Source organism: Flavobacterium psychraquaticum (assembly GCF_034497725.1).
Classification (GTDB): Bacteria; Bacteroidota; Bacteroidia; order Flavobacteriales; family Flavobacteriaceae; genus Flavobacterium; species Flavobacterium psychraquaticum.
On the sequence record NZ_JAXKVR010000024.1, the window covers coordinates 21,879 to 48,635 of the forward strand.

At 34.1% G+C, this 26,757-nt stretch carries 26 protein-coding genes; 18 read left to right on the top strand and 8 right to left on the bottom strand.

What is annotated here, in order from left to right; translation table 11 throughout:
• Positions 1-22: 22 nt before the first annotated feature.
• Genes T1L09_RS03390 through hemL form a run of 3 tightly spaced genes read left to right on the top strand, consistent with a single transcriptional unit; the run spans position 23 to position 3,067 of the window.
• Positions 23-931: a 1-aminocyclopropane-1-carboxylate deaminase/D-cysteine desulfhydrase gene (locus T1L09_RS03390; protein ID WP_322549673.1), complete on the top strand. Its 909-nt coding sequence runs from the start codon at positions 23-25 to the stop codon at positions 929-931.
• Positions 924-1,781 carry a glucosaminidase domain-containing protein gene (locus T1L09_RS03395; protein WP_322549546.1) on the top strand — a complete coding sequence of 286 codons (858 nt, stop codon included), beginning with the start codon at positions 924-926 and terminating at the stop codon, positions 1,779-1,781. The genes T1L09_RS03390 and T1L09_RS03395 overlap by 8 nt, the downstream gene beginning before the upstream one ends.
• Complete coding sequence (gene hemL, locus T1L09_RS03400; protein WP_322549547.1) at positions 1,781-3,067, top strand: glutamate-1-semialdehyde 2,1-aminomutase; 1,287 nt, start codon at positions 1,781-1,783, stop codon at positions 3,065-3,067. The genes T1L09_RS03395 and hemL overlap by 1 nt, the downstream gene beginning before the upstream one ends.
• Positions 3,068-3,157: 90 nt before the next feature.
• On the opposite strand, the gene T1L09_RS03405 is transcribed toward hemL, so the two are convergent.
• Complete coding sequence (locus tag T1L09_RS03405; RefSeq protein ID WP_322549548.1) at positions 3,158-3,478, bottom strand: hypothetical protein; 321 nt, start codon at positions 3,476-3,478, stop codon at positions 3,158-3,160.
• Between the two features lie 74 nt (positions 3,479-3,552).
• Complete coding sequence (locus tag T1L09_RS03410) at positions 3,553-3,999, bottom strand: hypothetical protein (RefSeq protein ID WP_322549549.1); 447 nt, start codon at positions 3,997-3,999, stop codon at positions 3,553-3,555.
• A gap of 162 nt (positions 4,000-4,161) precedes the next feature.
• Between T1L09_RS03410 and T1L09_RS03415 the strand changes: the two genes are divergently transcribed.
• The 9 genes from T1L09_RS03415 (at position 4,162) to T1L09_RS03455 (ending at position 11,337) form a co-directional block, all read left to right on the top strand.
• The gene (locus tag T1L09_RS03415; protein WP_322549550.1) at positions 4,162-4,632 is read left to right on the top strand and encodes a c-type cytochrome; all 471 of its coding nucleotides are present in this window, start codon (positions 4,162-4,164) and stop codon (positions 4,630-4,632) included.
• A 62-nt stretch (positions 4,633-4,694) separates the two neighbouring features.
• On the top strand, positions 4,695-6,677 hold the full coding sequence (gene nosZ, locus T1L09_RS03420) for a Sec-dependent nitrous-oxide reductase (protein WP_322549551.1): 1,983 nt from the start codon (positions 4,695-4,697) through the stop codon (positions 6,675-6,677).
• A gap of 65 nt (positions 6,678-6,742) precedes the next feature.
• Entirely contained in the window at positions 6,743-7,327 is a 585-nt protein-coding gene (locus T1L09_RS03425; RefSeq protein WP_322549552.1) for a hypothetical protein, read from the top strand.
• On the top strand, positions 7,327-7,746 hold the full coding sequence (locus T1L09_RS03430) for a nitrous oxide reductase accessory protein NosL (RefSeq protein ID WP_322549553.1): 420 nt from the start codon (positions 7,327-7,329) through the stop codon (positions 7,744-7,746). The genes T1L09_RS03425 and T1L09_RS03430 overlap by 1 nt, the downstream gene beginning before the upstream one ends.
• Positions 7,747-7,752: 6 nt before the next feature.
• Positions 7,753-8,982, top strand: coding sequence for a nitrous oxide reductase family maturation protein NosD (gene nosD / locus T1L09_RS03435; protein ID WP_322549554.1), 1,230 nt, complete (start codon positions 7,753-7,755; stop codon positions 8,980-8,982).
• Positions 8,979-9,701 carry an ABC transporter ATP-binding protein gene (locus T1L09_RS03440; RefSeq protein ID WP_322549555.1) on the top strand — a complete coding sequence of 241 codons (723 nt, stop codon included), beginning with the start codon at positions 8,979-8,981 and terminating at the stop codon, positions 9,699-9,701. Before nosD ends, T1L09_RS03440 begins: the two co-directional genes overlap by 4 nt.
• On the top strand, positions 9,685-10,452 hold the full coding sequence (locus T1L09_RS03445) for an ABC transporter permease subunit (protein WP_322549556.1): 768 nt from the start codon (positions 9,685-9,687) through the stop codon (positions 10,450-10,452). Before T1L09_RS03440 ends, T1L09_RS03445 begins: the two co-directional genes overlap by 17 nt.
• Before the next feature lie 70 nt (positions 10,453-10,522).
• Positions 10,523-10,897 carry a group III truncated hemoglobin gene (locus T1L09_RS03450; RefSeq protein WP_322549557.1) on the top strand — a complete coding sequence of 125 codons (375 nt, stop codon included), beginning with the start codon at positions 10,523-10,525 and terminating at the stop codon, positions 10,895-10,897.
• The gene (locus T1L09_RS03455; RefSeq protein ID WP_322549558.1) at positions 10,894-11,337 is read left to right on the top strand and encodes a copper resistance protein CopD; all 444 of its coding nucleotides are present in this window, start codon (positions 10,894-10,896) and stop codon (positions 11,335-11,337) included. Before T1L09_RS03450 ends, T1L09_RS03455 begins: the two co-directional genes overlap by 4 nt.
• 99 nt (positions 11,338-11,436) lie before the next feature.
• On the opposite strand, the gene T1L09_RS03460 is transcribed toward T1L09_RS03455, so the two are convergent.
• The 3 genes from T1L09_RS03460 to T1L09_RS03470 form a co-directional block, all read right to left on the bottom strand.
• On the bottom strand, positions 11,437-11,994 hold the full coding sequence (locus T1L09_RS03460; protein WP_322549559.1) for a fasciclin domain-containing protein: 558 nt from the start codon (positions 11,992-11,994) through the stop codon (positions 11,437-11,439).
• Positions 11,995-12,082: 88 nt separating this feature from the next.
• On the bottom strand, positions 12,083-13,312 hold the full coding sequence (locus tag T1L09_RS03465; protein ID WP_322549560.1) for a hypothetical protein: 1,230 nt from the start codon (positions 13,310-13,312) through the stop codon (positions 12,083-12,085).
• A complete protein-coding gene (locus tag T1L09_RS03470) occupies positions 13,312-13,899 on the bottom strand; it encodes a Crp/Fnr family transcriptional regulator (RefSeq protein ID WP_322549561.1) in 588 nt (195 codons plus the stop codon). The genes T1L09_RS03465 and T1L09_RS03470 overlap by 1 nt, the downstream gene beginning before the upstream one ends.
• 142 nt (positions 13,900-14,041) lie before the next feature.
• On the opposite strand from T1L09_RS03470, the gene T1L09_RS03475 reads away from it, so the two are divergent.
• The gene (locus T1L09_RS03475) at positions 14,042-14,419 is read left to right on the top strand and encodes a hypothetical protein (RefSeq protein WP_322549562.1); all 378 of its coding nucleotides are present in this window, start codon (positions 14,042-14,044) and stop codon (positions 14,417-14,419) included.
• Positions 14,420-14,555: 136 nt separating this feature from the next.
• Here T1L09_RS03475 and T1L09_RS03480 read toward each other — a convergent pair whose 3' ends face one another.
• Positions 14,556-15,419, bottom strand: a complete 864-nt coding sequence (locus T1L09_RS03480) for a T9SS type A sorting domain-containing protein (RefSeq protein WP_322549563.1) — start codon at positions 15,417-15,419, stop codon at positions 14,556-14,558.
• A gap of 70 nt (positions 15,420-15,489) precedes the next feature.
• Positions 15,490-17,187: a lysine--tRNA ligase gene (gene lysS / locus T1L09_RS03485; protein WP_322549564.1), complete on the bottom strand. Its 1,698-nt coding sequence runs from the start codon at positions 17,185-17,187 to the stop codon at positions 15,490-15,492.
• A 303-nt stretch (positions 17,188-17,490) separates the two neighbouring features.
• Between lysS and lipB the strand changes: the two genes are divergently transcribed.
• A complete protein-coding gene (gene lipB, locus T1L09_RS03490) occupies positions 17,491-18,186 on the top strand; it encodes a lipoyl(octanoyl) transferase LipB (protein WP_322549565.1) in 696 nt (231 codons plus the stop codon).
• A 157-nt stretch (positions 18,187-18,343) separates the two neighbouring features.
• On the opposite strand, the gene T1L09_RS03495 is transcribed toward lipB, so the two are convergent.
• Positions 18,344-19,003, bottom strand: coding sequence for a ribonuclease HII (locus T1L09_RS03495; RefSeq protein ID WP_322549566.1), 660 nt, complete (start codon positions 19,001-19,003; stop codon positions 18,344-18,346).
• Between the two features lie 193 nt (positions 19,004-19,196).
• On the opposite strand from T1L09_RS03495, the gene T1L09_RS03500 reads away from it, so the two are divergent.
• The 4 genes from T1L09_RS03500 (at position 19,197) to T1L09_RS03515 (ending at position 26,591) form a co-directional block, all read left to right on the top strand.
• Positions 19,197-22,229, top strand: a complete 3,033-nt coding sequence (locus T1L09_RS03500) for a SusC/RagA family TonB-linked outer membrane protein (protein ID WP_322549567.1) — start codon at positions 19,197-19,199, stop codon at positions 22,227-22,229.
• Between the two features lie 54 nt (positions 22,230-22,283).
• The gene (locus T1L09_RS03505; protein ID WP_322549674.1) at positions 22,284-23,675 is read left to right on the top strand and encodes a RagB/SusD family nutrient uptake outer membrane protein; all 1,392 of its coding nucleotides are present in this window, start codon (positions 22,284-22,286) and stop codon (positions 23,673-23,675) included.
• Between the two features lie 58 nt (positions 23,676-23,733).
• Positions 23,734-24,492 carry a hypothetical protein gene (locus tag T1L09_RS03510; RefSeq protein WP_322549568.1) on the top strand — a complete coding sequence of 253 codons (759 nt, stop codon included), beginning with the start codon at positions 23,734-23,736 and terminating at the stop codon, positions 24,490-24,492.
• A 206-nt stretch (positions 24,493-24,698) separates the two neighbouring features.
• Complete coding sequence (locus T1L09_RS03515) at positions 24,699-26,591, top strand: S8 family serine peptidase (protein WP_322549569.1); 1,893 nt, start codon at positions 24,699-24,701, stop codon at positions 26,589-26,591.
• The last annotated feature ends 166 nt before the right edge of the window (positions 26,592-26,757 follow it).

Here is a 26,757-nt window from a genome sequence, read left to right on the forward strand (position 1 = left end):
GGCTTCTTTAGCTGCTTTTTTTATGGAATCCGTCAATCAAAAAGTAAATATTATTTTGCCAAAGGGCATTGAACTCTTCATCAAAAGAGAAGATTTGTTGCATCCAATAATTTCAGGAAACAAATACCGAAAATTAAAATACAATTTGATAGCGGCTAAAGACCAGGGGTTTAAGAAATTACTTACGTTTGGAGGCGCTTTTTCTAATCACATAGCCGCAGTTGCAGGAGCGGGAAAAGAATTTGGTTTTGAAACTATTGGTATAATAAGAGGGGAAGAAATTAAAGATAAAATACAAGACAATCCTTCCTTACAATTTGCACAAGAAAATGGAATGCAATTTCATTTTGTAGACCGAACAACCTATAAAAATAAAACAGACGCTACTTTTGTAGAAGAATTACAACAATTATACGGCGATTTTTATCTAATCCCGGAAGGAGGAACCAATGCATTAGCCATTAAAGGTTGTGAAGAAATCCTAACAGAAACAGACAAAGCATATTTTACGCATGTTTGTTGCGCTATGGGAACAGCTGGCACAATTTCCGGAATTATCAATTCTTCAAACGAAAAGCAACAAATTATTGGATTTTCTTCGTTAAAAGGTGATTTTTTGTCTGATGTAATTCGTAATTTTGCAACCAAAGATAATTGGAACACTTATTGTGACGATATTTTTGGAGGTTATGGAAAAGTTTCAGACCCACTCATTCAGTTTTTAAATGAGTTCTATCGCAACACAACGATTCCCTTAGATCCTGTTTACACAGGTAAAATGATGTACCGAATTTTAGATTTAATAGCGCAAGATTATTTCGCGCCAAATGCTAAGATTTTAGCGATTCATACCGGTGGTTTGCAAGGTATTCAAGGGATGAACAAAGTATTAAATAAGAAGCATAAACAAACAATAGTATATAATGATTAAAAAAATCGTCCTTCTACTAGTAGTTACATTCGCAATGAGCTGTAACAGTACAAAATCAGTAACGAAAACGACTTCAAAATCTAAAACGACTGCGATTAAGAAAAAACCAACACCAGTCGCTAGCACGCCTAAACCAATCGCGCCACAAACTACAACGCCTACAAATACGAGAACTGAAGTTCAGTTAGAAGCCACTTCAAACGTGCGCACTTATGACGATGAAATCCGTTTTTATATTGCAGATTTTAGTGAAATTGCAAAGAGTAATATGAAAACACATGGAATTCCTGCAAGCATCACCTTGGCACAAGGAATTTTAGAATCAGGTGCAGGAAAAGGGAAATTAGCGCAAAGTGCCAACAATCATTTTGGGATAAAATGCCACACGGGCTGGAATGGCGAAAGCGTGAAACACGATGATGATGCCGCACAAGAATGTTTTAGAAAATATACGCACGCTTCAGAATCATACCGAGACCATTCGTTATTTTTAACCTCAAGAAGTCGTTATGCGTCTTTGTTTAAGTTAGATAAAGGCGATTATGAATCGTGGGCAAAAGGACTAAAAGCGGCAGGATATGCTACCGATGTAAAATATCCAGCGAAACTTATTGGCATTATAGAACGATTTGATTTGTATAAATATGATAACGAAGTGCTTTCGCGTAATTTTGCCTTGGCTAAAAAAGATCCTGTGGTTGAATTAGCAGAAGGAAATTATACGGTGCAGCAAGGGGATACCCTATATTCGTTAGCTAGAAAATTTAATCGTTCGGTAGCCGATTTAAAAAGAATAAATAACCTATCAGACAATGCACTAAGCATTGGTCAAAAAATAAGAACAAAATAATGTTATACAAGAGAAGTAGCGAATTATTTATTGAAGCCAATAAAGTGATTCCAGGCGGAGTAAATTCACCAGTGAGAGCTTTTAAGGGAGTAGGAGGAACACCTATTTTTGTAAAAGAAGCAAAAGGAGCCTATTTGTATGATGAAGATGGTAATCGATTAATTGATTACATCAATTCGTGGGGACCTATGATTTTAGGACACGCTTTTGAGCCGGTAGTAAATGCCGTAATTGAAAGAGCAAAAAAAGGAACGTCTTTCGGGATGCCTACCGAGTTGGAAACACAAATTGCCGCTTTAGCCATTGCGATGGTGCCAAATATTGATAAAATTCGTTTCGTAAATTCGGGTACAGAAGCTTGTATGAGCGCCATTCGTTTAGCACGAGGTTACACAAAACGCGATAAAATTGTGAAGTTTTCAGGCTGTTATCACGGGCATTCAGATTCGTTTTTAATTGCAGCCGGAAGTGGTTTGAGTACATTTGGCGTACCAAATAGCCCGGGTGTAACGGAAGGAACGGCAAAAGATACCTTGTTAGCAAACTACAACGACATTGAAAATGTAAAAGCTTTATTTGAAGCCAATAAAAACGAAATTGCAGCAATAATTATCGAACCTGTAGCGGGAAATATGGGATGTATTCCACCGGCAGCTGGATTCTTAGAAGGTTTGAGAACGATTTGTTCTGAAAACGGAGCCTTATTAATCTTTGATGAGGTAATGACAGGATTCCGTTTAGCAAAAGGGGGAACACAAGAATTATATGGAATTAAAGCCGATATCGTTTGTTTTGGAAAAGTAATCGGGGGCGGATTGCCAGTAGGAGCTTTTGCAGCAAAAGAGGAGATTATGAATTATTTAGCGCCACTTGGACCCGTATATCAAGCAGGAACATTATCGGGAAATCCGCTAGCAATGGCAGCTGGTTTAGAAATGTTGAAAGCGCTAAATAGCGATGCTGGTATTTTTACCAGTTTAGAAGAAAAAACAGCTTATCTAGAGAAAGGAATGCGCCGTGTTTTAACGGAAGCAGGAATAATTTATACGATAAATAGAGTAGGTTCTATGATTTCCGTGCATTTTGATGCTAATCCGGTATACGACTTCATGACGGCTAAAAATGGCGATAACGAAACCTTTAAAAAGTTTTTTCACGGTTTATTAAATCGTGGAATCTATATTGCCCCCTCTGCTTATGAAACTTGGTTCATAACGGACGCGCTAACTTATGCCGATTTGGATTATACGATTGAAGCGGTAGCAGCAGTAGCAAAAGAATTGTAATATAGAGAAGCTTAAGAAGAGCTAAGAGAAGAACTGAAACAAAAAAAAGCCTTTACAAGTGTAAAGGCTTTTTTTTCGTTCTATATTTTATTAGTAAAGTAAGTCATTATAAAGGACTTTGTTATTTTTTACTTTTGTAAATTGTTCAGGAGTTAAGGTGCTTTCTAATTTACTTCCAATAGTTTTAGCCACTTCTTCTTTTTTCTCAGGAAATCTAGCTACCATTTCATGCTTGTAAACTAAAAGCGTGTTTAATCCCGTTGCAATTTGATCATCAAATGCAACAACTTTATTTAAAGCAAGTAGTTCTGCCTTAGCTGACACGGCTGCTTTTTGCTGTATTTCTTCTTGAGCAAAAGAGGTTAATGTAAAGGCGAAAAAAAGACCCAGTACAGTAAATAAATTTTTCATATAGTTATTTTTTTATAGTTTTCGAAATCCAAATCTAATAGTTTTTTTTGGATTACCAAAAAAAATATAAAAAACTATTTGGTAACCTCCTGATTAGCTTTTGCTTGTTTCGCTCTTTTCTTACGATTTTCTTTCATTTTGCTAGCGCTATTTTCTTTTTTTGCTTCCCATTTACTGAATTGCTCGGCACTTAAGGTTTGCTTCATTTGAGCTTTCATTTCAATTTGCTCGGCTAACATTTTATTTTTCATTTCAAATCGTTCATTTGCAGAGCGTTTTTGGCCTTTTACTCTATTTTTTTCCTTGGCCACAATTTCCGCTTGTCTTTTTTGCGCTTGCGCTAAAATAATAGTTTTTAGTTCGCTTTGTTGTTTTGCGGTTAAGTCTAAATCTAAAGTCATTTGCTTCACTTTTAATTCGGTTTGTTGCTCAGGTGTTAAACGCTCTTCTTTGGTTGTTCTTTCTTGCGCAAATGTTAAAGTAGAAAGCACAATAGTGGCAACTAATAATAACTTTTTCATAATATCTTAATTTATAAGGTTTGATAATAAGACACGAAAGATTTAAAAAGGTTTAAAAGAGTTAACAAAAAATTAAGAATTGTTTATTAAGTATGATTGTGGTCATACTTTATGTGTCCATAATTTTGCAAATTTGTACTATTAATTTTAACATTAAAAATCATGAACAAATCATTTTTATTAATCCTATCATTTGTACTAGTAATAGCTTGTGGTAAAAAAGAAGAAAGCGGAGCTGATTTTTCTACTCCAACTACTGAAGAAGGTGTTTCTGATGCCTCAAAATACGATCCAAATCGTGGTGAAGGAAAACACGACAGTGTAGATTTAGGAACGGGTCTTGATTTAGCAATGGCTAAAAAAGGAGCTGAAGTTGCAGAGGTAAAATGTACTTCTTGCCACAAAATGACAGATGAAAAATTAGTGGGACCAGGATGGAAAGGTGTTTCTGAAAGAAGAAAACCAGAATGGATTATGAATTTCATTACCAATCCAGATCCAATGATTGATAAAGACCCTGAAGTACAAGCACAATTAGAAATTTGTTTAGTGCGTATGCCAAATCAAGGTGTTTCTGATGTTGAAGCAAGAGAAATTTTGGAATACATGCGTCAGAATGATGGTGTAAAATAAACTTAAATGGAAATTGATTTAGGTGAAAGTAACTCAATTTCCAAAATTTAATTACCAATATTATGAAAAATAAATTTGTACAAGCAATTCTAGTAATTGCATTGGGGAGTGCTCTTGTCACTTCTTGTAAGCCTAAAAGCACAGGCGACGCAGTCAGCGGTGATGCTGCTCAGCGTGTATATGTAGCACCTGGAAAGTACGATGAGTTCTACAACTTCGTATCTGGAGGTTTTAGTGGCCAAATGAGTATCTACGGATTACCAAGTGCTAGATTATTAAAAGTTATTCCTATTTTCACGCAGGATGCAGAAACTGGATGGGGCTTTAGTGAAGAAACAAAACCAATGTTAAACACCTCTGCAGGATTTATTCCTTGGGATGACCAACACCATTTGGAATTATCTCAAACAAACGGAGAAGTAGACGGTAGATGGATTTTTGCAAACGCAAACAATACACCACGTGTTGCGAGAGTAGATTTAAAACGTTTTAAAACGGCTGAAATCATTGAATTACCTAACTCAGCAGGTAATCATTCATCACCTTTTATAACAGAAAACACGGAATATGTAGTGGCAGGAACACGTTTTTCTGTACCAGGAGACTATGAAGATGGCGATGTGCCACTGAATACCTACAAAAAGAATTTTAAAGCACACATCAGTTTTATCAGTGTAGATAAAGAAACGGGTGGAATGGATATCGCATTTCAATTGCGTTTACCTGGAGTGAATTTTGACCTTTCGCACGCAGGAAAAGGAAAATCGCACGGTTGGTTCTTCTTTACTTGTTATAATTCAGAACAAGCTAACACGCTGTTAGAGGTGAATGCTTCTCAAAATGATAAAGATTTTATCATGGCAGTAAACTGGAAAAAAGCAGAAGAGTACATCAAAGCGGGTAAAGGTAAAATGGAAAAAGCGAGATACGCTCATAACACTTGGGATGATGAAACGCATACTGGAAAATCTGTAATTAAAGAAGAAGTTTTAGTATTAGATGTAGAAAACTTGAAAGATGTTTTATATTTAATGCCATGTCCAAAATCACCTCACGGTTGTGACGTGGATCCTACAGGAGAATATATTGTAGGTTCTGGAAAATTAGCGGCTTTAATTCCTGTGTTTAGTTTTGACAAAATGATAAAAGCTATCGCTAAAAAAGATTTCGAAGGAGATTATGAAGGAATTCCAGTTTTAAAATATGCTTCAGTTTTACATGGAGAAGTTCAAAAACCAGGTCTAGGCCCATTACATACAGAATTTGACGGAAAAGGAAACGCATACTCAACGATGTTCGTTTCTTCCGAAATTGTGAAATGGGATATCAAGACACTTAAAGTGTTAGATAGATCACCTACCTTTTATTCAACAGGTCACTTAATGATTCCTGGAGGAGACTCTAGAAAACCATTTGGAAAATACTTAGTGGCTTACAACAAAATTACAAAAGACAGATATTTACCAACAGGTCCAGAATTAACACAATCGGCTCAGTTGTTTGATATTACAGGGGATAAAATGCAATTATTGTTAGACTTCCCTACAATTGGAGAGCCTCACTATGCGCAAGCAGCTCCAGCGGATTTAATTCGCAACAACGGTCAATTAAAAATTTATGACCTAAAAAATAACAAGCATCCAAGAGTTGCTAAAGGAGAAAAAGAAACTAAAGTAGTTAGAGAAGGAAACAAAGTGCATGTCTACATGACAATGATTCGTTCCCACTTTGCTCCAGATAACATAGAAGGGATCAAAGTAGGTGATGAGGTATATTTCCACATTACTAACTTAGAGCAAGACTGGGATGTTCCTCATGGATTTGCAATTAAAAATGCGCCAACAGCAGAGCTTTTAATTATGCCAGGCGAAACAGCTACCTTATATTGGAAAGCTACTAAAGTTGGAATTGTACCATTTTATTGTACAGACTTCTGTAGTGCATTGCACCAAGAAATGCAAGGTTATATGAGAGTATCACCAGCGGGAAGTAATATTCCAATTTCTTATAGCCTAGGTACTAATTTACCGGCTTCTTCAAAATAATAAAATTAATAAGAAATGAGGGAGCACATTAAAAGGCTCCCTTATTTTTTTAATAAACTTTCAAAATGAAAACATCTAATTTAACTTTGGTTTCAAAAGTTATGCTTTTGATAGTAGGCTTGCTTTTTGTAGCGTCTTTGTTTTTACCTTTATGGCGAATCGAATTAGATGCACCACAATATCCAGAAGGATTAACGCTACAATTACATGCTAATAAAATTGCCGGAGATGTAAATATTATCAATGGATTGAATCACTATATTGGGATGGCAACCTTACACACAGAGAATTTCTTTGAGTTTCAAGTTTTACCTTATATCTTTGGTGCTTTTGCATTGATAGCTGTCGTTTTAATTTTTGTTAATAACAGAAAAGCAGTTATGGCGTTTCTTATAACTTACGTGCTGTTTATAGTGCTTTCTGCAATAGATTTTTACAGATGGAATTATGAATATGGACACAATCTAGATCCACATGCCGCAATTATTGTACCGGGAATGGCCTATCAACCACCATTATTAGGATACAAACAATTGTTGAATTTTGGTGCTTTTTCTATTCCAGATGTGGGAGGATGGCTACTTACAGCAGCCGGACTTTTATTAGCCGCAATCTTGTGGATAGAATACAAATCTAAAAAAACAGTATAATGAAAAAAATATCGTATTTCTTACTTTTTATCGCAATGGTATCTTGTGCCCCTAAAGGTGCTGAGCCTATTAAATTAAATATTGATGGATGCGAATTTTGTAAAATGAAAATTGCAGATGGTAAATTTGGCGGGGAATTAATAACCACCAAAGGGAGAATCTATAAATTTGATGACATTCATTGCATGATCAATTATCATAAAGAAAATAGTGCAACTAACGTGCAATCTTTTTTTATTCATGATTTTAATCAAAATAACACACTGATTGCTGCAGAAACCGCTTACTACGTTAAAGGTGGAGAAATAAACAGTCCCATGCGCGGCAATACAATTGCAGTTCAAACAGATGAAGAAGCTAACAAAATGGCCAAAAAATTCAAAGCAAATCCTATTTCGTGGAGCGAAATTATTAAATAAAATTAAATGAAATATTTCATAATTATACTACTTTTTTTTTCATTTGCATTGAAAGCAAACACTATTCATGTAGGTAAAAATCATCCGGTCAAATCCGTTAAAAAAGGAATTGAATTAGCAAAAGCTGGCGATACATTAATGGTGCATGGCGGATGGTACAAGGAAGGAAATATAATAATTGATAAAAAAATTGTCTTTATTGGCAAAGATTTACCCGTTTTAGATGGGGAAAAAAAACATGAAGTGTTATCTATTAAAGCAGATAGCGTTGTAGTTGATGGTTTTAAAATAATTAAATCGGCTTATGCAACCATTACAGATCCATGTGGAATCAAAGTGTATAACAAATCACACGTTTTAATTCAGAACAATGTCTTAGAGGATAATTTTTTTGGTATTTATCTTCAAAATAGCCAAAAGTGTACCATAAAAAATAATCGCCTAATAGCACACGGTTTAGAAGAACAAGAACTTGGAAACGGAATACATTGTTGGAAATCAAATGATATTTTAATTATTGCTAATCGGATAGACGGGCATAGAGATGGTATTTATTTTGAATTTGTCTACGATTCTGTCGTATGGAGAAATATATGTACGAATAACATCAGATACGGCCTTCATTTTATGTTTTCACACAGTAACTCATACATTACCAATATTTTTAGAAATAATGGTGCGGGAGTGTCAGTGATGTATACTAAAAATGTGAAAATGTTTAATAATACATTCGATCAAAACTGGGGACCTTCAGCGTATGGATTGCTTTTAAAAGATATTTCAGACAGTTATATTTTTAACAATAAATTCAACTCAAACACTTCTGCAATTTATATTGAAGGAAGTAGCCGAGTCAAAATTGAAAAAAACCAATTTAACGCAAACGGCTGGGCAATGCAAATGCAAGCCAATAGTGTAGACAACGAGGTTGTAAACAATAATTTTAAAGGAAATACCTTTGATATGGGAACCAATGGAAGCCTTGTATTAAACTCGTTTAACAATAATTTTTGGGACAAATATGAAGGATACGATATCAATAAGGACGAGATAGGTGATGTGCCCTACCATCCACTGAGTTTGTTTGCCGTACTAATTGAAAATAATCCTTCAGCAATGCTTTTGTTTAGAAGTTTTATGATTACACTCTTAGATAAATCAGAAAAAGTATTACCAAGTATAACACCCGATAATTTTATCGATAATAAACCATTAATGAAACCATTGCCATTATGATAGAAGTAAGAGAGGTCAGTAAAAAATTCGGAAAATTAGAAGTCCTTAAAGACGTTTCTATTTCGTGTAAATCGGGTCAATGTATTGCATTGATCGGACCAAACGGATGCGGAAAAACCACTTTAATCAAATCAATTTTAGGAATGGTTTTGCCCGATAAAGGAGCAATGGAATTTAATAATAAGTCAGTATTTGGCGATTATTTGTATCGCGAAAAAATTGGATACATGCCGCAAATTGGCCGTTATCCAGACACCATGACAATAGGCGAAATTATTGAAATGGTCAAGAAAATTAGAAATTCAAAAGAAACATTAGACGAGGATTTATACCACGCTTTCGGAATCGAAAAAATGTTGCACAAACAAATGCGCACACTTTCTGGAGGTACTACTCAAAAAATTAGTGCCGTTTTAGCCTTTTTGTTTAACCCAGATGTTTTAATTTTAGATGAACCTACTGCCGGTTTAGACCCATTAGCTTCGGAATTGTTAAAAGACAAAATTATAAAAGAAAAAGAGAAAGGAAAGTTAATCATTATTACTTCTCATCTATTGAGTGAATTAGATGATTTAATCTCTGAAATTATTTTCATGCAAGAAGGGAAAGTGTTTTTTCACAAAAACGTAAACGAGTTAAGAAAAGAAACGCAAGAAGACAAGATATCCAAAGCCATAGCCAAAATTTTAAGAGCCAATTCCCATGAACAGAATAATTAAAATCATATTATCCGACATTTTAAAGAATAAAATAGTAATAGTTTACACGCTAATATTAGCTGTTTTATCATGGAGTTCCTTCGCAATGGAAGACAACACAGCTAAGGGAATGCTAACCGTATTAAATGTGATTTTATTCACAGTGCCTTTGGTAGCTATTTTGTTTTCAACCATTTACATCTATAATAGTGCTGAATTTATAGAATTACTCGTAAGTCAGCCCATTAAAAGAAGTAAAATTTGGATCAGTTTGTTCATTAGTTTAATGCTGTCTCTAGTCATCTCTTTTTTTGTAGGATCTGGAATTCCTCTAATGATTTATGCGCCTAATTTTAATGGGTTAATGATGCTCATCATTGGTCTTTTAATTACGGCAATATTCGTTTCGCTAGCCTTTTTTAGTGCTATTTTTAATCGCGATAAAGCAAGAGGAATTGGAACTTCAATTGTAATTTGGTTGTTCTTTGCCTTAATTTTTGATGGTTTAATCTTATTTTTATTGTTTCAGTTTTCAGATTATCCAATAGAAAAACCAATGATTTTTGTAACCTCAATGAGCCCGATTGATTTAGCCCGAATTCAAATGTTACTGCACCTAGATGCTTCGGCAATGATGGGATATACAGGCGCTTTGTTCAAAGAATATTTTGGGAATGGAATAGGAATCGCCGTTTCTTTATTCTTACTTGTTTTATGGGTGATTATTCCTTTTTTGATTTCACTTAGAAAGTTTAAAACAAAAGATTTGTAAATAAATAAGGTCAAATAAATTTACATTTTGCAACAAAATAATGAAGTACTAATTTCTAAATTATTTTAAAATGAAAACGGATATTAGAAATAGAAAAGATATTGAAAAATTAGTAAATTCATTTTACGAAAAGATAAAAACAGACGCTGTAATTGGCTATTTGTTTAGCGATGTAGCCAATGTAAATTGGGAAAAACACTTGCCGACTATGTATAACTTTTGGGAAAATATTTTATTTTACACGGGTAATTACAATGGAAGTCCTATGGTGGTTCATAAAGATTTACACGAAAAAAGTCCATTAAATCCAAAGCATTTTAAACATTGGAATAAACTGTTTGAAGAAACCGTCGATAAATCCTTCGTCGGTCCCAAAGCAGAGGAAATTAAGAATAGAGCGATGAATATTTCAGCGGTTTTAATGAGTAAAACCTTAGCGCAATGAAGCATCAATTACTGTTAATAATACATTTATTGGCCGCTACCGTTTGGGTGGGCGGCCATTTAATTTTACTGCTTATCTACGTTCCAAAATCCAAAAAAAGCAATTCGCTTGATGGGATATCTTTTTTTAGAAAAAACTTTGAATGCATCGGAATGCCATCACTGTTGCTGCTGCTAATTACCGGGGTTTTGTTAGCGTATGAGTACGATGTTTCAATTGATAAATGGTTTCAATTTAAAGGAGCTATTGAGCGTGTAGTGAGTATAAAATTAATACTTTTTCTAACTACATTGCTACTAGGGATGTCTGCTACTAAATTTATTTTTCCAAGATTAAAAAATGAACCGAAACCAATTTTGTATGTTTTCATTTTAGTAGTAACGAGTATAGCTGTAATAATGGTGGTTTTGGGAAGTTTAGTAAGAGTAGGAGGGATATAAAATCTATCAGAATGGCACATAATAAAAAAGCATGAACTGTTATATTCACGCTTTTTTAACTTTTATAAAATAGAAATAGGTTGAAGTAATAAGTGTTTTTTATTTTGGTAAAAGAACATCTGCAATTACGTGAATTACACCATTAGCAGTTTCAATTGTACTAAGTATTTCGGAACCATTTACAAAAGTTTTGTCGCCTACTTTAGTGATTTTTACTTTCCCACCATAAACCATATCAAACGATTGACCATCTTGCATGTATTCCGTTTTTAAAACACCAACATAAGTGTGGTAACCTAAAATATTCTCTAAATCGCCTTTTTTCTCTGGTTTTAACAAGCCTTCGACAGTTCCTGCAGGTAATTTATCAAATGCTGCATTAGTTGGTGCAAAAACCGTAAATGGACCAGCATTACTTAAAGAAGTCACTAATCCTGCTGCTTTCAAAGCCGTTACTAAAGTCGTGTGATCTTTACTGGCAACTGCCGTCTGTACAATGTTCGGCATAGAAGTGTCGTCTACTACATTTTCTTGTCCGCCACCAGCAGGAGCTTCTGTTGTTTCCATAGTCGACTCTGAAGATGTTTGGTCGGCGTCCTTGCAATTAAAAGCAAATAATAAACTTGCAATTAATAACGTTTTAATTGTTTTTTTCATAATAATTGGTTTTATAATACATTCAAATTATAAGAACAAAGTACCTGATTATTCTCAGTATTTTTTATGAGTATAATCATAAAGAAAGCTAAATTTTAACTTTTTTTAAAGAAAACAAAGCAACAATTCCAATACCCAGCACTAAAACGATAGCAGCGCCAAAAAGCATCTCATTTACATAAGGTATTCTAGTGTAGCTAAAGGCCGCAACACCTTGTACGGCTAAGATAATTTCGTTAAGAAAAACGCCAATTGTAAAGGTAATAAGGCCTGTTTTTATAACTTTATTTAGTGAGATCAATTTATTTACGAAAATATAAAACAATAAAAATAAAGAAAAAACAGCTAATAAAATTAAATGTAAGTAGGCAATTACAATAGGTCGAAAGCCAAACGCAAGTTGACTCAATGCAGGAATTGTGGAGCCTAATTGCAACAAAAACTTTATACACAACGCTAGACCCGAAAAAAGAAAAATATTACGCAAGAAAATTGGATAATTTTGTATGATTTCATGCTTTGTTTTTACAACAATATATAAAAATTTAAACCACGCGTAAACTTGAATAATCGCCGAAAGTACCGTTAAAATATAAACCCAAAGTGGTAAATCTAACCAAAGTGTCGATAAGAAATAAGCCGGAATACAAGAGATGAAAAACAGATAGAAAAATTGCTTATAAAACGGATGGTCCGAAGTTTTTAAGTGCAACATCGAAATTAGAAAGCCCATGCAAGCAAAGAAAAACCAGCCGTTATATTGAAAATGCAAATAATAATAAATGGAAGCCAAATAATTGTTTTGAATGATGGTTTTCGTTGCCATCATATAGGCCAAATAAAAAGTGCCAAGGGATGAAATTACATTAAAAAACAAGGCGCCTTTAAACCAATTAATGGACAAATCTGCAGCAGGAACCCATTTTAAATCGTTCCAATACATATAAGAGAAAACACATGCTACAACTATAGTTAAAGTGGAAAAAATAATCGAAACCATACCATATCCTTGAATGATGAAGGAAATCAACATCACGTACGCACAAATTAAATTCGCTAGTAATACAAAATTGTATTTTTTTAAATAATCGGTCGTCGCTTTGGTTGCTTTTTGTGTTAAAAAGACAAGCATTAGCACCATCAAAGTATGACTAATCCAACCGGCGAAAGCAAAATGAGAATGGGAGTGTTGCAAATTTTTTTGGTCTAGAAAAGGAAATTCAAATCCTATTTTATAGCGCATTAAAAGTCCTAAAATTGCTACTAAAAGTAGATTGAATAATGAGAATTTTAACCAAAACGTAGCTTTAGATAACATCAGTAATATAATTTATGATTTATGATTTCAATTTTTTTAGCATTTTTCATTTTCGTGAAGGTTCGTATCACCGTTTCTACACGCAAGCCTGTAAAGTTTGCAATTTCTTGACGCGTAAAAGGAACTAATTCTTTGGTGCTCTCATTGCCTTTTTTATGGGTGTTCAAGAAAGCTAAAATTCTAAATTCTGGTTTTTGATTGATAATATCTTTTGATGTTTTGGATTTGTTGTGAATGCGTTTAGCTAATAAATGCAGAAAACCTTTCTGAGTCTCGGGATTTTCATCTAAAATTTTCAGAAATTTTTCCTTTGATAATTTAATAATTCTACAATCGCAGAAAGCCACGGCCGATGATGGATATTTTTCATCAATCAATAAGGGTGGTTCACCAAAACTTTGACCGTTATTAAAATAACCTTGTGTAAATTCTTTTCCGTCGTCATTAGAATTAAACATTCTAACGCAACCTTCTACCACTTGATAGTAAAAACTTGCTACCTCGTCTTCGCTGAAAAGGATTTCGTTTTTTTTATATTCTTTAGCAATTGCGCCCCAAGTATAAAGTAAATCTAAATCTATTTGCATAGTTGAAAATGAGTGTTTTAAGTCGGCAGCGCTACTGTTTTGAGCTGCTCTAACTTACGGTTACAAAATAATTGATATAAATCTACTAAAAATATGACCACAATCATAATTTAAGTGATTTTCTTACTTTAAATTTGACCTTGTGAAAAGAATAATTGTCATAGTGGTACTCGTGTTATTTCTAAAACCTATTTATCCAGTTTTAGAATACATTGTGCAATATGACTATATTTCAACGACCCTTTGTAAAAATACGGATAAGCTAGAGCTAAAATGCAATGGGAAATGTCATTTGGTTTCAGAATTAGCAAAAACTGTTGCTTATGAAAAACCTGTAAAATCAGATAAAAAGAATAACTTAAAAGAAAATACACAAGTCTTGTTTTGTCAAGATATTGAAGTAGTAGTAGTGCGACAATTTTATAATCATAATATAACTTCTTTTGGAGACAATTATGCCAACCTTTACTTTCACATGGCAGATTGTTCCGTTTTTAGACCGCCGATTTTTAGCACTTAATTTTTTATTTTCAGTCCCATTTTTGGCAACACTTTAAGGTGTTTTTTTTGTTTAATAGTTACTGGATAAACGAAAAAAAGGTCCTAAAAACTTTTTTCTTTTAGAACCTTTTTATTGTTGTATTATTGCTTTTGAATTATTCTTTTATAATTTTGATGTTTTCAATTCCGTTTGGAGTTTTTGCTTTAACAATGTAATTTCCGATTGCCAATTGTGAAATATTGATAGCCGCTTTTGAGTTATTTATTTCTGCCGTTAAAACAGATTGTCCTAATGTATTAAAAATTTCAACGGATGTAATTGACTCTGAATGTGATAAATTTAGTACGTTTTTCACGGGATTTGGATAAACTTTAATCGAACTTTTAACTACATCAATCGTGGAGAGCGCTGCGGTGTATACCAATGAAACATCGTCAATTGCACCATAACCTTTGGGAGTAATATTGTCGCAAATAAACGAAAAAACTAAATTTGTAGTCGTCCCAGCTAGCGTATTTGGAAGCGTAACTGTTTGATTAGTAAAGCTTGTTATGTTAGCACTTGGAAAGGGGCCAAAATGTGTTGTACCAGAAGTGAAAATAGCTCCTGTTGCAGGAATATCGGTTCCCGTTGAAACAGTGATATAATCATAGTAATTATTTGGACTAATGAAGTCCGCAACTTCCTGTTTGTATTTAAAATTTAAAACAATATTGGTTGCTCCGGCAGGAATACTAATAGTTTTGTATAAATGTACTTTTTTTGCACCGTTTGCTGTACTAACAGTAGTTTCGTTGTCGCCAATAAAAGCGGCTCGTGTACCTGTAAAGCCGGTTTGTCCTGTTCCGCAATACCAACGCCTATTGGTGTTACTTGGCGGACCAATTTCTGTCCATCCATTTGCTGCAAAAGTTGCACCCGTTTCAAAACCACCGTCTCCATTTGGATCTATTAAAGTAACTTGACTAAATCCAAATAGAGAAGAGGCTAAAAGAAAACCTAAAGTAATTTTTTTCATACGCTTTTTTTATATTTACTACTAATTGAATTATAAAAGTAGCTAAAAAAAAGATACGATCTAAAAATAATTATTTTCCTAAGTATTCGGCTATTTTATTATCGCCATCTACCCGAATTTTTAGTAAACCGTGCTTGCTGATCCCTTTACTGGCAGCGTCCCATTTCTTACCACTTAAATCGGCTTTAATTTTTAAATCACCAATCGAAATGCCTTCGTTAGCTTTTAAGACCTCAATAATATGCTTTTCATCTTCTGTTAATTCAGGTCCTTTTTTCTCCGGACGCATTTGAGGGAAAAACAATACTTCCTGAATAGATGGATTATTTGTTAAAAACATAATTAATCGGTCCATACCAATTCCTAAACCAGAAGTTGGTGGCATTCCATATTCTAAAGCGCGCAAGAAGTCTTCATCGATAATTCCATTCGCTTCGTCATCACCTTTTTCTGCCAACGCCATTTGTGCTTCAAAACGCTCTCTTTGGTCAATTGGATCATTTAATTCAGAATAAGCATTCGCAATTTCTTTCCCACAAACCATCAATTCAAAACGCTCCGTTAATTCCGGATTATCTCTGTGTGATTTGCATAGAGGCGACATTTCTTTTGGATAATCCGTAATGAAAGTCGGCTGAATGAAGTTTCCTTCACACTTTTCACCAAAAATTTCATCAATTAATTTTCCCTTCCCCATCGTCTCGTTAACTTCAATATGCATTGATTTTGCAGCTTCACGCAATTCATCTTCCGATTTTCCAGTAATGTCAAATCCAGTAAATTGAATAATCGCATCTGTCATCGTCACACGAGCATAAGGCGCTTTGAAGTTTATTTTATGTGCACCAAAAGTAGCTTCGGTAGTTCCGTTTACTTGATTGGCACAATATTCTAATAAATTTTCAGTCATTTCCATCATCCAGTTGTAGTCTTTGTAAGCTACATAAATTTCCATTGCTGTAAATTCCGGATTGTGCGTTCTATCCATTCCCTCATTACGGAAGTTTTTAGAAAACTCGTAAACCCCATCAAAACCACCTACGATTAGTCTTTTTAAATACAATTCGTTAGCAATTCGCATGTATAATGGAATATCTAAACTGTTATGATGTGTAATAAAAGGTCGTGCTGCAGCGCCACCAGGAATGGCTTGTAAAACAGGAGTTTCTACTTCCATATAGCCCGCTTCATTGAAGAAATTACGCATGGCAGTGAACAATTTCGTACGCTTTACAAACACTTCTTTTACTTGCGGATTTACTACTAAATCTACATATCGCATGCGGTAACGCAATTCAGGATCCGTAAAAGCATCATAAACTTTACCTTCTTCATCTGTTTTTGGTAACGGAAGGGGCTTTAAAGTCTTGCTTAATATTTTAAAGCCATCAACACGCACGCACATCGCGCCTACTTTAGTCATAAACAATTCACCTTCAATTCCAATAAAATCACCTAAATCGGTCAATTTTTTAAATACTTGGTTGTAAAGCGTTTTATCTTCGCCTAAACATAGCATGTCGCGATTCAAATACAACTGAATTCTGCCTTCGCTATCTTGTAATTCAGCAAAACAAGCTTTTCCTTGATCACGAACACTCATCAAACGACCCGCTAAAATAACCTGCTTACCTTCTTCAAAATTTTCCTTTACCTGTTTTGAAGTATGGTTCACCGGATATAAATCCGCCGGATAAGGGTTAATTCCTAATTCGCGCAAAGCGTTTAGCTTGTCTCTTCTAATGATTTCTTGTTCCGAAAGTTGCATATAACTATATTTAAGGGTGCAAAGATAGGTATAAATTAAAAAACTGCCAACTAAGAACGCAAGACTCAAAACTTTTCTTTGAAGCGAATGGCAAGCGCCTTTTTGGTTTCTATGTTCCCGCTTTTCGTTTCAATCTTTTTAAACCTGACAGGTTTCCGAAACCTGTCAGGTTTAAAAAGGATTTTCTCTTCAAATGAAATTCATCGAACTCCTTCTAAAATATTTCAAAGTGAGATAATCAGGGCTATTTACTAAACTCTTTGTATCTTTGCTTCACTTTTTCAAAACACAATTTCGGTTACTATGAATAAAAAAGTCCAACTTCAAGATTTAGGAAATAAAGATTATAAAGCAACTTGGGAGTATCAAGAAGAGTTGTTTGCCAAAGTAGTAGCTCAAAAAAAACTAAAACGCGAAGATCCATCAATTGAAACGGATAATTATTTTTTATATGTGGAACATCCGCACGTTTATACTTTAGGGAAAAGTGGCGATTTTTCTAATTTATTATTATCTGAAAAACAACTAGAAGCAAAAGGGGCTACTTTTTATAAAATCAATAGAGGAGGAGATATCACTTATCACGGACCGGGTCAAATTGTAGGCTATCCCATTTTAGATTTAGAAAACTTTTTTACGGACATTCATAAATACTTACGCTTTTTAGAGGAAGTCATTATTCTAACTTTAGCCGAATACGGTTTGCAATGCGAAAGAAGCGACGGAGAAACCGGAGTTTGGTTAGGCGTGGGAACGCCATTTGCACGAAAAATTTGTGCCATGGGTGTGAGAGCTTCACGCTGGGTAACAATGCACGGCTTCGCACTGAATGCTAATGCCGATTTGGGATTCTTCGACAACATCATTCCTTGCGGTATAAAAGGAAAAGCAGTCACCTCAATGCACGCAGAATTAGGGAAGCCAGTAGATTTGGAAGAAGTAAAAGAAAAAATATTAAAACATTTTCAAACCCTTTTTGAAGCAGAAATTACGCGATAGAATTTCAACTTAAACTAGTTTTGTTGCTACAACCTAAGTAATCAAAAGCCAACAGCCGAATTATACCTTAATAAATTCACGTACATATCTGGCACATATCCCGTACATACCCCGTACATATCCCGAGCATATGCCATACTTGTGCCACGTAAGTTTGTTAAAGTTCTAAGCTAAACTGCTCTGGTAATAACCGAAAACTCATGCGGTGATATTTCGTTGCACCATATTTTGCAATAGCGGCTCTGTGCTCTTTGGTAGGGTAGCCTTTATTTTTTTTCCAATTATACATCGGAAATTCTTCATGGATTTGGTCCATATATTCATCTCGATACGTTTTTGCTAGCACCGAAGCGGCTGCAATACTCAAAAACTTGGAATCGCCCTTTACAATGCTTGTAGTTGGGATCGCTTGTAATAATTCAATTTCGGCAGCAGTAAACGATTTACCTGTCTTTTGTTTCATCCCTAATTTACTGTTTAAAGGTCGATTTCCATCTACAATAATATATTCTGGTAACGGGCGTAATTGCAAAATACAGGTTTGCATGGCTTTCATTGAGGCATTTAAAATATTAATTTCGTCAATTTCTTCATTAAATAAATGCGTTACGGCAAATGACACGGCATTAGTTTCTACCAGTGGTTTTAGTTGCATTCTTATTTTTTCAGACAATTGTTTAGAATCATTTAGCAAGGGTACATTAAAATCGCTCGGCAATATAATGGCCGCAGCAGTTACAGGGCCAGCTAGGCAGCCTCTCCCAGCTTCATCAGTGCCGCATTCATAATTTAATTTACTGTAGTTTTTGCTTAACATTTTTTTTGCAAAAATATAATTTTTAAAGCAACCTTTTTGTTATATCTGCATCTTAATAATGAGATTAATATTTATATCGTTTTTTTTTAAGTCAAACTTTAACAATTGTCAATTGTAATATTCTGCAGTATTGTTTGGTTATTTAAGAAATTTTTAAGAAGTTTGCGGAATAACTAACTCAAATAAATTTAATATGAGATCGAAGTTCAAATGGATTTTTACGCTATTAGTAGCGTTTACGATGCAGTTTTCGTTCGCGCAACAAAAAACTGTTAAAGGTGTTGTATCTGATGAAGCAGGTACAATCGCAGGTGCAACTGTAATTGTAAAGGGAACTACACGTGGTGTAACAACTGATTTTGATGGTATTTATACCATAAATGCAAAAAAAGGTGATGTACTAGTGTTTTCTTATTTAGGATTTACGACAAAATCAATTGTTGTAGGAGATTCAGACAAGATTAACGTCTCTTTAGAATCTGACGTAACTGTTTTAAAAGATGTGGTATTAACTGGTTATCAAGTTCAGAGCAAGGCAAAGACCACGTCTGCAATTACTACTGTAAACGTAGAAGAACTTGAAGAAAGAGCCCAAGCATCTGTTATTCAAAACCTACAAGGAATGGTAGCTGGTTTGAATATTGCTACAGGTTCAGGACAACCAGGATCTGATAGTACAATACTATTAAGAGGTGTAGGTTCGTTAAACGGAAATATTGAGCCATTAATTATTGTTGATGGAATGCCTGTTGATGAAGATGGATTTAGATCTATCAGTCAAAATGACATTGTATCAACATCTGTTTTAAGAGATGCAGCTGCAACTTCTATTTACGGAAATAGAGGTGCTAATGGTGTAATTGTTATTGAAACAAGAAGAGGTAAATTTGAGCAAGAACTTGAAATTAAATATCAAGGTCAGTATGGTGTTTCAAATTTACAAGAATTTAAAATTGACGTAATGAATTCTAAGCAATTATTAGAATTTCAGAGAACGTATAATGTGGGAGCAGGAGCGGGTATGACTGATGCACAAATCGCAGCAGCATTAAATACGGACTGGAGAGATCAATTTTTCAGAACAGGTACAACGCAACAACATGATGTTTCAATGTCTTCTGGTTCAAAAAACTCTAAAAATTATACATCTATTGGTTTCTTAGATCAAGATGGAATTTTTATCACTTCTAATTTTAAACGTTTTAATTTTAGAAATAATTTTACTGGTAAAACTAGTAATGATAAATTTACTTATACGGCTGGTTTGAGTCTTAATTATACAAAAAGTAATAACGTAGCAGGGGCAGGGGGAAATGCAACTTATTTCCAACCATTTACTGCTGCTATAAGAGGTTTACCTTATTTAGACCCATCTACAGCTTTGACTATAACTGGAGCGCCTAACGTTAATAATGCGCCTTTGATTCTTTTGAACTCTCTTGCATTAAATAAAAACTTGGATGAAGAGCTTAAAATTTTAACAAATTTGACTGCTGATTATAAAATAACTAAAGAGATTTCTACCGGAATTAATTTAGGAGTTGATTATTCATCATTTACTGCTTTCAATTTAACTAATCCAGGAAGTTTTCTAGGTCCTTACCAGGTTAATATCTCAGCTCAGTATGGTGGTATTCAAGGCGAATCTTTTTCACGTGATTTTAGATTCAATAGTAATACTTATTTAAAATATAACAAAACATTCAACGAGAAGCATACTGTTGATGCAGGTCTTTATTTAGAATATTACAAAGCACATTTCAATGGCTTTAATTATCAAAAAAGAGGTTTAGATCCGAGAGCTTTAGGTACTGGTGCGGCATTTATAACACCAGTTATAGAGCCAGCTGTAAGTGCAACTGCAACACAGTATATCCCTACAATCGGTTCATTTAAAGTACAAGAAGGTTTATTCTCTTATTTTGGTGCGATTGACTATGATTATGATGGTAAATATGGTGTTAGTGCAACTGTAAGAAGAGATGCTTCTTTTAGATTTATTGATGATAATAAATGGGGAACTTTTTGGTCTGTTGGTGGACGTTGGAATTTATCTAGAGAAGCATTCTTAGAAAATTCTACTGTTTTTAATGATTTAAAATTAAGAGCTTCTTACGGTACTTCAGGGAATCAAAGAGTTAATAATGCACAATATAGTGCGTTGTTATTACCATACACTACTTATTCAGTAGGTACTGGTTATAATGGAACTTCTTCAACGGTTTTATCTCAAATTAAAAACCCAGACGTGAAATGGGAGGAAATTAATCAATTAAACGTTGGACTTGACTTTGCGGTTTTAGATAATAAACTTAAAGGTAGTATAGATGTTTATAGAAAAGTTACTGAAGATTTATATCAAGGTACGCCAGTTTCACCTGTTCAAGGTACGAGTTCAATTGATGCTAACATAGGATCTTTAGAAAATAAAGGTTTTGAAGTTTCTCTTGATTACCGAGTATACAATGATAAAGATTGGAGAGTAGCTGTAGGAGGTAATGTTTCTTATAATAAAAATAAAATTCTTGAATTGCCAGAATCTGCAAATGGTTTAATTTTTGCAGGTGGTTCTACGGCAATCGCTGAAGGGCAACCAGTTGGAGCTTTCTACGTAAGTGAATATGCAGGTGTAAATCCAGTTAACGGTAATCCATTATTTAAAACGCCTTCTGGTGGTTTAACTGAAATTTTAGAAGATGCAAACCGTGTTTTTACGGGTGAGCAACTTTATCCAGTATGGCAAGGAGGTTTTACCTCTAACGTTTCTTACAAAGGATTTAATCTTTACACGCAATGGAGTTTTGTCGCTGATCTTTCTAGAAATAACTTAGACTTAGCTACTTTAGAAAGTGTTTCAACTTTAGATAATGGAGGAAATCGTGCGGTTTCAATTCAAAATGCTTGGACTAATCCGGGTGATATCACTTCAATGCCAAGAATTGGAAATGGATACAATGAGATTAACTATATCAATGGTACTGATAGATACTTAGACGATGCTTCATACTTAAGATTAAGAAATATTAGTTTCTCATATACTTTTGGTAATGAAACTTTAAAAAGAATCGCATTTCTTAAAGGCTTGAAATTTTACGTACAAGCTGAAAATATGGTTACCTTTTCAAAATGGAGAGGTTGGGATCCTGAGGCTGGATTTAGAGGTACAGATAGAGGAAACTATCCAACTCCAAAAATCGTAACTTTTGGAACAGTAATTAATTTTTAATACACAATTATGAAAAAGATAAGTAAAATAGTTTATTTACTATTATTCGCTACTATGTTTTCTTGTAATGATGCTACCGACATAACACAGGAGGGTATCATTTTTGAGGAAGATGCGTATTTAACATTGACGGATTTAAAAACTGGTCTAAATGGTGCATACGCTGCGTATGGTCCAGATTTTGGTGGAGATGCAATTCTATTCAATGATCTCTTCACTGATAACATGAGACGCGGAAGCAGTAATACAGGTGGAGGTACAGAAGAATATCAATTTCTTCTACAGCCAAATTCAACTGCGCCAAGTCAAATTTGGAGTAACAGATATGCTACAATCAACAGAATTAATCGTTCTTTAGTAGCTTATGATAGATTGTTCCCTAATTTTACAATTGCTGAGCAAACAGAAGCGAATCATGTTAAAGCTAACTTGCTAGCTTTGAGAGCATTGTGTCATCTTGATTTGTTTGAATATTATACACCTGATTATCAAAGTCCTACGGGTCTGTCAGTAATTAAAATGGATTTTGTTCCCGCAGATTATAAAGAAGTGTATCCACGAAATACTGTTAATGAGATTTTAGATTTTATTTCTGATGATATAACTACTGCATTGTCTCTGTTCAATCCTGGCTCGGTTAATTATAATACTAATTTCTATTTAGGAGTTAATGCATGTAATTTTATTAACCTTAAAGTAGCTTTATTAAGTGGTGATTATCCTACTGCTGAGACTTTAGCACAGTCGCTTCTTGCAACTACACCAGCATTAGCAACAAAAACAATTTATACTAATATGTTCTTAGACACGGCTCCAGGCGAATCTTTTTTCACTTTATCTCGTCTTTTAGGAAACAATGTTGTGGGCGCATTATATTATTTTAACGATGGTCCTTCTGATCCAATTTATGAAGGTTCAAGACAATTATATGATTTATATGCTACTGCCGATGTGAGACGTGGTGTTAATTTCAGAGCCGTAGACGCTGCAGCTGGTAAATTTCCTATAGGGAAATATAAAGGTAAGAATACAACCACTAATAGACTTAATGATATTAAATTATTTAGAACTACAGAGGTTAAATTAATCTTAGCAGAATGTAAAGCAAGAAATAGCAACCTTCTTGGTGCTGCTACCGACGTTCAAGATATACAAAAACTACGTATATCTCCCGCTGCACCACTACCTGTTTATGCAGATCTTAATGCAGCGCTTACTGATATATTACTAGAAAGAAGAAAAGAGTTCGCTTTCGAAGGACATAGATATTTAGACATCAAAAGAATTGGTAGAGAAATTAATCAAGGTATCAATAGAAATCCTAATGATGCTGCAACTTTCTCTGCTCAAGTAGCGTTAAGTGCAAGTGATTATAGATTTACCTTTCCAATACCACAAGATGAGATATTTGCAAACCCTACAGTGGCGCAAAATCCTGGATATTAATATTTAAATAATTAAAAAAATGAAAAAATTTATTTTAATTTTTGCAGTTGCGCTCGGTATGGCGGGCTGCACCGCCGATGATCAGGCAACATATAGTGACGATAAAGCATTTATTGCTTTTAAAAGCAACGTGTATGATTTAAAAGTGCCTATTAATGCGTCTAACTCTGTTGACTTAGTTTTACAGGCAAGTAATAAAGTTAGTACTGATCGTACTTATAGTGTAGAACTAATTACCTCGGAAACTGATGCAAATCCTGCGACATACTCATTTCCTGCGACGTTTACTATTCCAGCGAATAGTTATACAGGAAACCTTACGGTTACTGGTACTGATAACAGTTTAGTTGATGCCAATATTAAAAAGTTAACATTAAAGGTATCAGGTTATGGTGTAAACGAAAGTTTCGATTCTGACAGAGTTGTTGTTAATATAGTGGAATTTTGTGCTGTTGATTTAGCTACTTTTTTAGGAGATTTTAGCTCTAATACGTGGTGGGCAGGTCCAGCTGTTAATGTAGTTATTGCAGGAGATACACCTAATAGTTTAAAAATTGTTAATTTCTTTTCGGATAACGCTGTTGCCCCAGATTTTATTTTAACTTATGATCCTAACGATAATAACAAAGTTACTTTCGCTGAGGTTTATACTGGATATACTGGATCTCAAGGGCCAATTTATGCGAGAATGTCTACAGTTCCTTCTAATGTTTCATTAGTTGATGCTTGTACTGGTAAAATATCATTATGGGTGAACTACTATATACCAAACGTTGGTGGATATGGAGATAAAAACGAAGTATTTATACAACTTTAGAACGAGATAGTTTTAAAAGCAGAATTTAGCCGTTTCTTTATAGAAACGGCTTTTTTTTTAGGTCATTTCAAAAATTATAAAGTGGAACTAGATTCTATTATAATATGATAATCTTGACTTTATGCTTTTAATTTAACATTTTTTTAGATGAGTTTAACTAGACTTTGTATTTAATATTATAAATTTGTATTTATAAATTATTTGCTATGAAAAATTACTTTTACTTATTTATGTTATTTGTTAGCTTTTCTTTTGCCCAAACGAAGGATCAAAGAAAGGATATCATTAAAAATTCAAATACAGAAATTTTAAATCAATTGTCCACTCAATTTCATTTAGAATTTCTTGAAAGAAAAGAAAGAATTAAGGAGTATTTACTTAATAATCCTCAAGTTGTTAGTAGATTTTATAAAAACGGGGTTTTAAAAGAAATTTATGACGTTTCGCCAGAAGGCGTAGTTGAATATTACACTACTTTTAATGCGGGTGCGGCTAAGACGGCTAGAGCCACATCTTTATATTCCGGTGGTGCTTTAGGGATAAATATACAGGGACAAGATATGGTTGCTTATGTATGGGATGGTGGTTCGCCAAGAACAACTCATACTGAGTTTCCCAACAACAAAGTGGTCAGTATCGATGGCGCTTTTGAGGACGAGCATGCTGCGCATGTAATGGGTACAATTGTTGCGCAAGGCATAAACACTTCCTTGCGAGGTATCGCTTTTGATGCAAGTGGCGCTTCTTATGATTGGAACAATGATTTAACAGAAATGACTACTGAAGCTAGTGCAGGAATGTTGGTGTCTAATCATTCTTATGGTACTTCTTTTAATGGAACATATATTTTTGGTGCGTACGATTCAAAAGCAAGACAATTTGACGATATTGCTTTAAATGCTCCTTTTTATCTTGCAGTAGCAGCAGCGGGTAATGATAGAAATGATTTTAATGATCCTCAAATTGGTCCATATCTTGGAGAAAAAGGTGGTTATAATTTAATAAAGGGTATGCAAAATGCAAAAAATATTTTAACGGTAGGTGCTGTTTCGCAAGTTTCAAATTATACTTCACCCGCTCAAGTTGTGATGACGGGATTCAGTAGTTGGGGCCCAACAGACGATGGTCGAATAAAGCCTGAAATAGTAACCAAAGGACAAGGTGTAAAATCTACAACTATTGATTCAGACACATCCTTCGCAACATTACAAGGAACTTCAATGGCTTCACCAGGAGTCGCTGGAGTGGCGCTTTTATTACAACAGTATTACAACTCGTTAAATAATGTGTTTATGAAAGCCGCTACATTAAAAGGGTTGATTTTGCACACTGCAAGTGAGGCTGGAGAGTTCGATGGTCCTGATTATTCATTTGGCTGGGGATTAATTAATGCTGAAAACGGCGCTTCACTTATTAAAGCAAACCAAGAAAGCGAAGCTCTTATAGCTGAAGTGCAATTAGGCAATGGCCAAACTTATACCAAAAGTATAGCCGCTTCAGGAACTAAACCTTTAATGGTATCAATTTCGTGGACTGATCCTTCGGGCACTGCTAATAATTCTGTAATTGATCCTACAAATTTAAACTTGGTAAATGATTTAGATTTAAGAATTACGAAAAATGGACAAACTTTCTATCCTTGGACTTTAAACCCTGCTGCTACTTATGAACCTGCGGTTAGAAACGCGGATAATTTCAGAGATAACTTCGAAAAAATTCAAATCGATAATCCAGATGGAGTTTATACTATAACAGTTTCTCATAAAGGATCGCTTAGTAGAGTGGGAGGAGTTCAAAAATTTTCATTAATTGCTTCTTCAGAATCTAATATGACGCTTTCTAACAATGAATTTAACTTAAATGATGATAATGTATTTTTATATCCTAATCCAACAAATAATATCTTAAACTATTCATTTTCAAATGATATAGTGTTGAATAGTATTACTATAAGTGATGTTTCTGGTAAAAGAATATTTTCAAACAATTCAGACTTAACGGCAAATCAAATTAATGTATCCGATTTATCATCTGGAATTTATTTTGTAACTTTTTCATCTGAAGAAGGTTCATTTACAAAGAAATTTGTTAAGAATTAATTACTGCACACACAATAATTTAATTAAAGATATAATAATATGAAGCACTTGTGAAATTTTTCGTAAGTGCTTTTTTCATTGATTTAATTTTGCTTAATTTTAGTGACAATCTATTTTTAAAAAATAAAACTTACTTTTAGTCTAGTTTTTTTATGTTTACATTTGC

Excerpts from the sequence above, each read along its gene's own strand:
- T1L09_RS03390 (WP_322549673.1), top strand. The coding sequence starts at position 23 with ATGGAATCCGTCAATCAAAAAGTAAATATTATTTTGCCAAAGGGCATT.
- T1L09_RS03395 (WP_322549546.1), top strand. The coding sequence starts at position 924 with ATGATTAAAAAAATCGTCCTTCTACTAGTAGTTACATTCGCAATGAGC.
- hemL (WP_322549547.1), top strand. The coding sequence starts at position 1,781 with ATGTTATACAAGAGAAGTAGCGAATTATTTATTGAAGCCAATAAAGTG.
- T1L09_RS03405 (WP_322549548.1), bottom strand. The coding sequence starts at position 3,478 with ATGAAAAATTTATTTACTGTACTGGGTCTTTTTTTCGCCTTTACATTA.
- T1L09_RS03410 (WP_322549549.1), bottom strand. The coding sequence starts at position 3,999 with ATGAAAAAGTTATTATTAGTTGCCACTATTGTGCTTTCTACTTTAACA.
- T1L09_RS03415 (WP_322549550.1), top strand. The coding sequence starts at position 4,162 with ATGAACAAATCATTTTTATTAATCCTATCATTTGTACTAGTAATAGCT.
- nosZ (WP_322549551.1), top strand. The coding sequence starts at position 4,695 with ATGAAAAATAAATTTGTACAAGCAATTCTAGTAATTGCATTGGGGAGT.
- T1L09_RS03425 (WP_322549552.1), top strand. The coding sequence starts at position 6,743 with ATGAAAACATCTAATTTAACTTTGGTTTCAAAAGTTATGCTTTTGATA.
- T1L09_RS03430 (WP_322549553.1), top strand. The coding sequence starts at position 7,327 with ATGAAAAAAATATCGTATTTCTTACTTTTTATCGCAATGGTATCTTGT.
- nosD (WP_322549554.1), top strand. The coding sequence starts at position 7,753 with ATGAAATATTTCATAATTATACTACTTTTTTTTTCATTTGCATTGAAA.
- T1L09_RS03440 (WP_322549555.1), top strand. The coding sequence starts at position 8,979 with ATGATAGAAGTAAGAGAGGTCAGTAAAAAATTCGGAAAATTAGAAGTC.
- T1L09_RS03445 (WP_322549556.1), top strand. The coding sequence starts at position 9,685 with ATGAACAGAATAATTAAAATCATATTATCCGACATTTTAAAGAATAAA.
- T1L09_RS03450 (WP_322549557.1), top strand. The coding sequence starts at position 10,523 with ATGAAAACGGATATTAGAAATAGAAAAGATATTGAAAAATTAGTAAAT.
- T1L09_RS03455 (WP_322549558.1), top strand. The coding sequence starts at position 10,894 with ATGAAGCATCAATTACTGTTAATAATACATTTATTGGCCGCTACCGTT.
- T1L09_RS03460 (WP_322549559.1), bottom strand. The coding sequence starts at position 11,994 with ATGAAAAAAACAATTAAAACGTTATTAATTGCAAGTTTATTATTTGCT.
- T1L09_RS03465 (WP_322549560.1), bottom strand. The coding sequence starts at position 13,312 with ATGTTATCTAAAGCTACGTTTTGGTTAAAATTCTCATTATTCAATCTA.
- T1L09_RS03470 (WP_322549561.1), bottom strand. The coding sequence starts at position 13,899 with ATGCAAATAGATTTAGATTTACTTTATACTTGGGGCGCAATTGCTAAA.
- T1L09_RS03480 (WP_322549563.1), bottom strand. The coding sequence starts at position 15,419 with ATGAAAAAAATTACTTTAGGTTTTCTTTTAGCCTCTTCTCTATTTGGA.
- lysS (WP_322549564.1), bottom strand. The coding sequence starts at position 17,187 with ATGCAACTTTCGGAACAAGAAATCATTAGAAGAGACAAGCTAAACGCT.
- lipB (WP_322549565.1), top strand. The coding sequence starts at position 17,491 with ATGAATAAAAAAGTCCAACTTCAAGATTTAGGAAATAAAGATTATAAA.
- T1L09_RS03495 (WP_322549566.1), bottom strand. The coding sequence starts at position 19,003 with ATGTTAAGCAAAAACTACAGTAAATTAAATTATGAATGCGGCACTGAT.
- T1L09_RS03500 (WP_322549567.1), top strand. The coding sequence starts at position 19,197 with ATGAGATCGAAGTTCAAATGGATTTTTACGCTATTAGTAGCGTTTACG.
- T1L09_RS03505 (WP_322549674.1), top strand. The coding sequence starts at position 22,284 with ATGTTTTCTTGTAATGATGCTACCGACATAACACAGGAGGGTATCATT.
- T1L09_RS03510 (WP_322549568.1), top strand. The coding sequence starts at position 23,734 with ATGGCGGGCTGCACCGCCGATGATCAGGCAACATATAGTGACGATAAA.
- T1L09_RS03515 (WP_322549569.1), top strand. The coding sequence starts at position 24,699 with ATGAAAAATTACTTTTACTTATTTATGTTATTTGTTAGCTTTTCTTTT.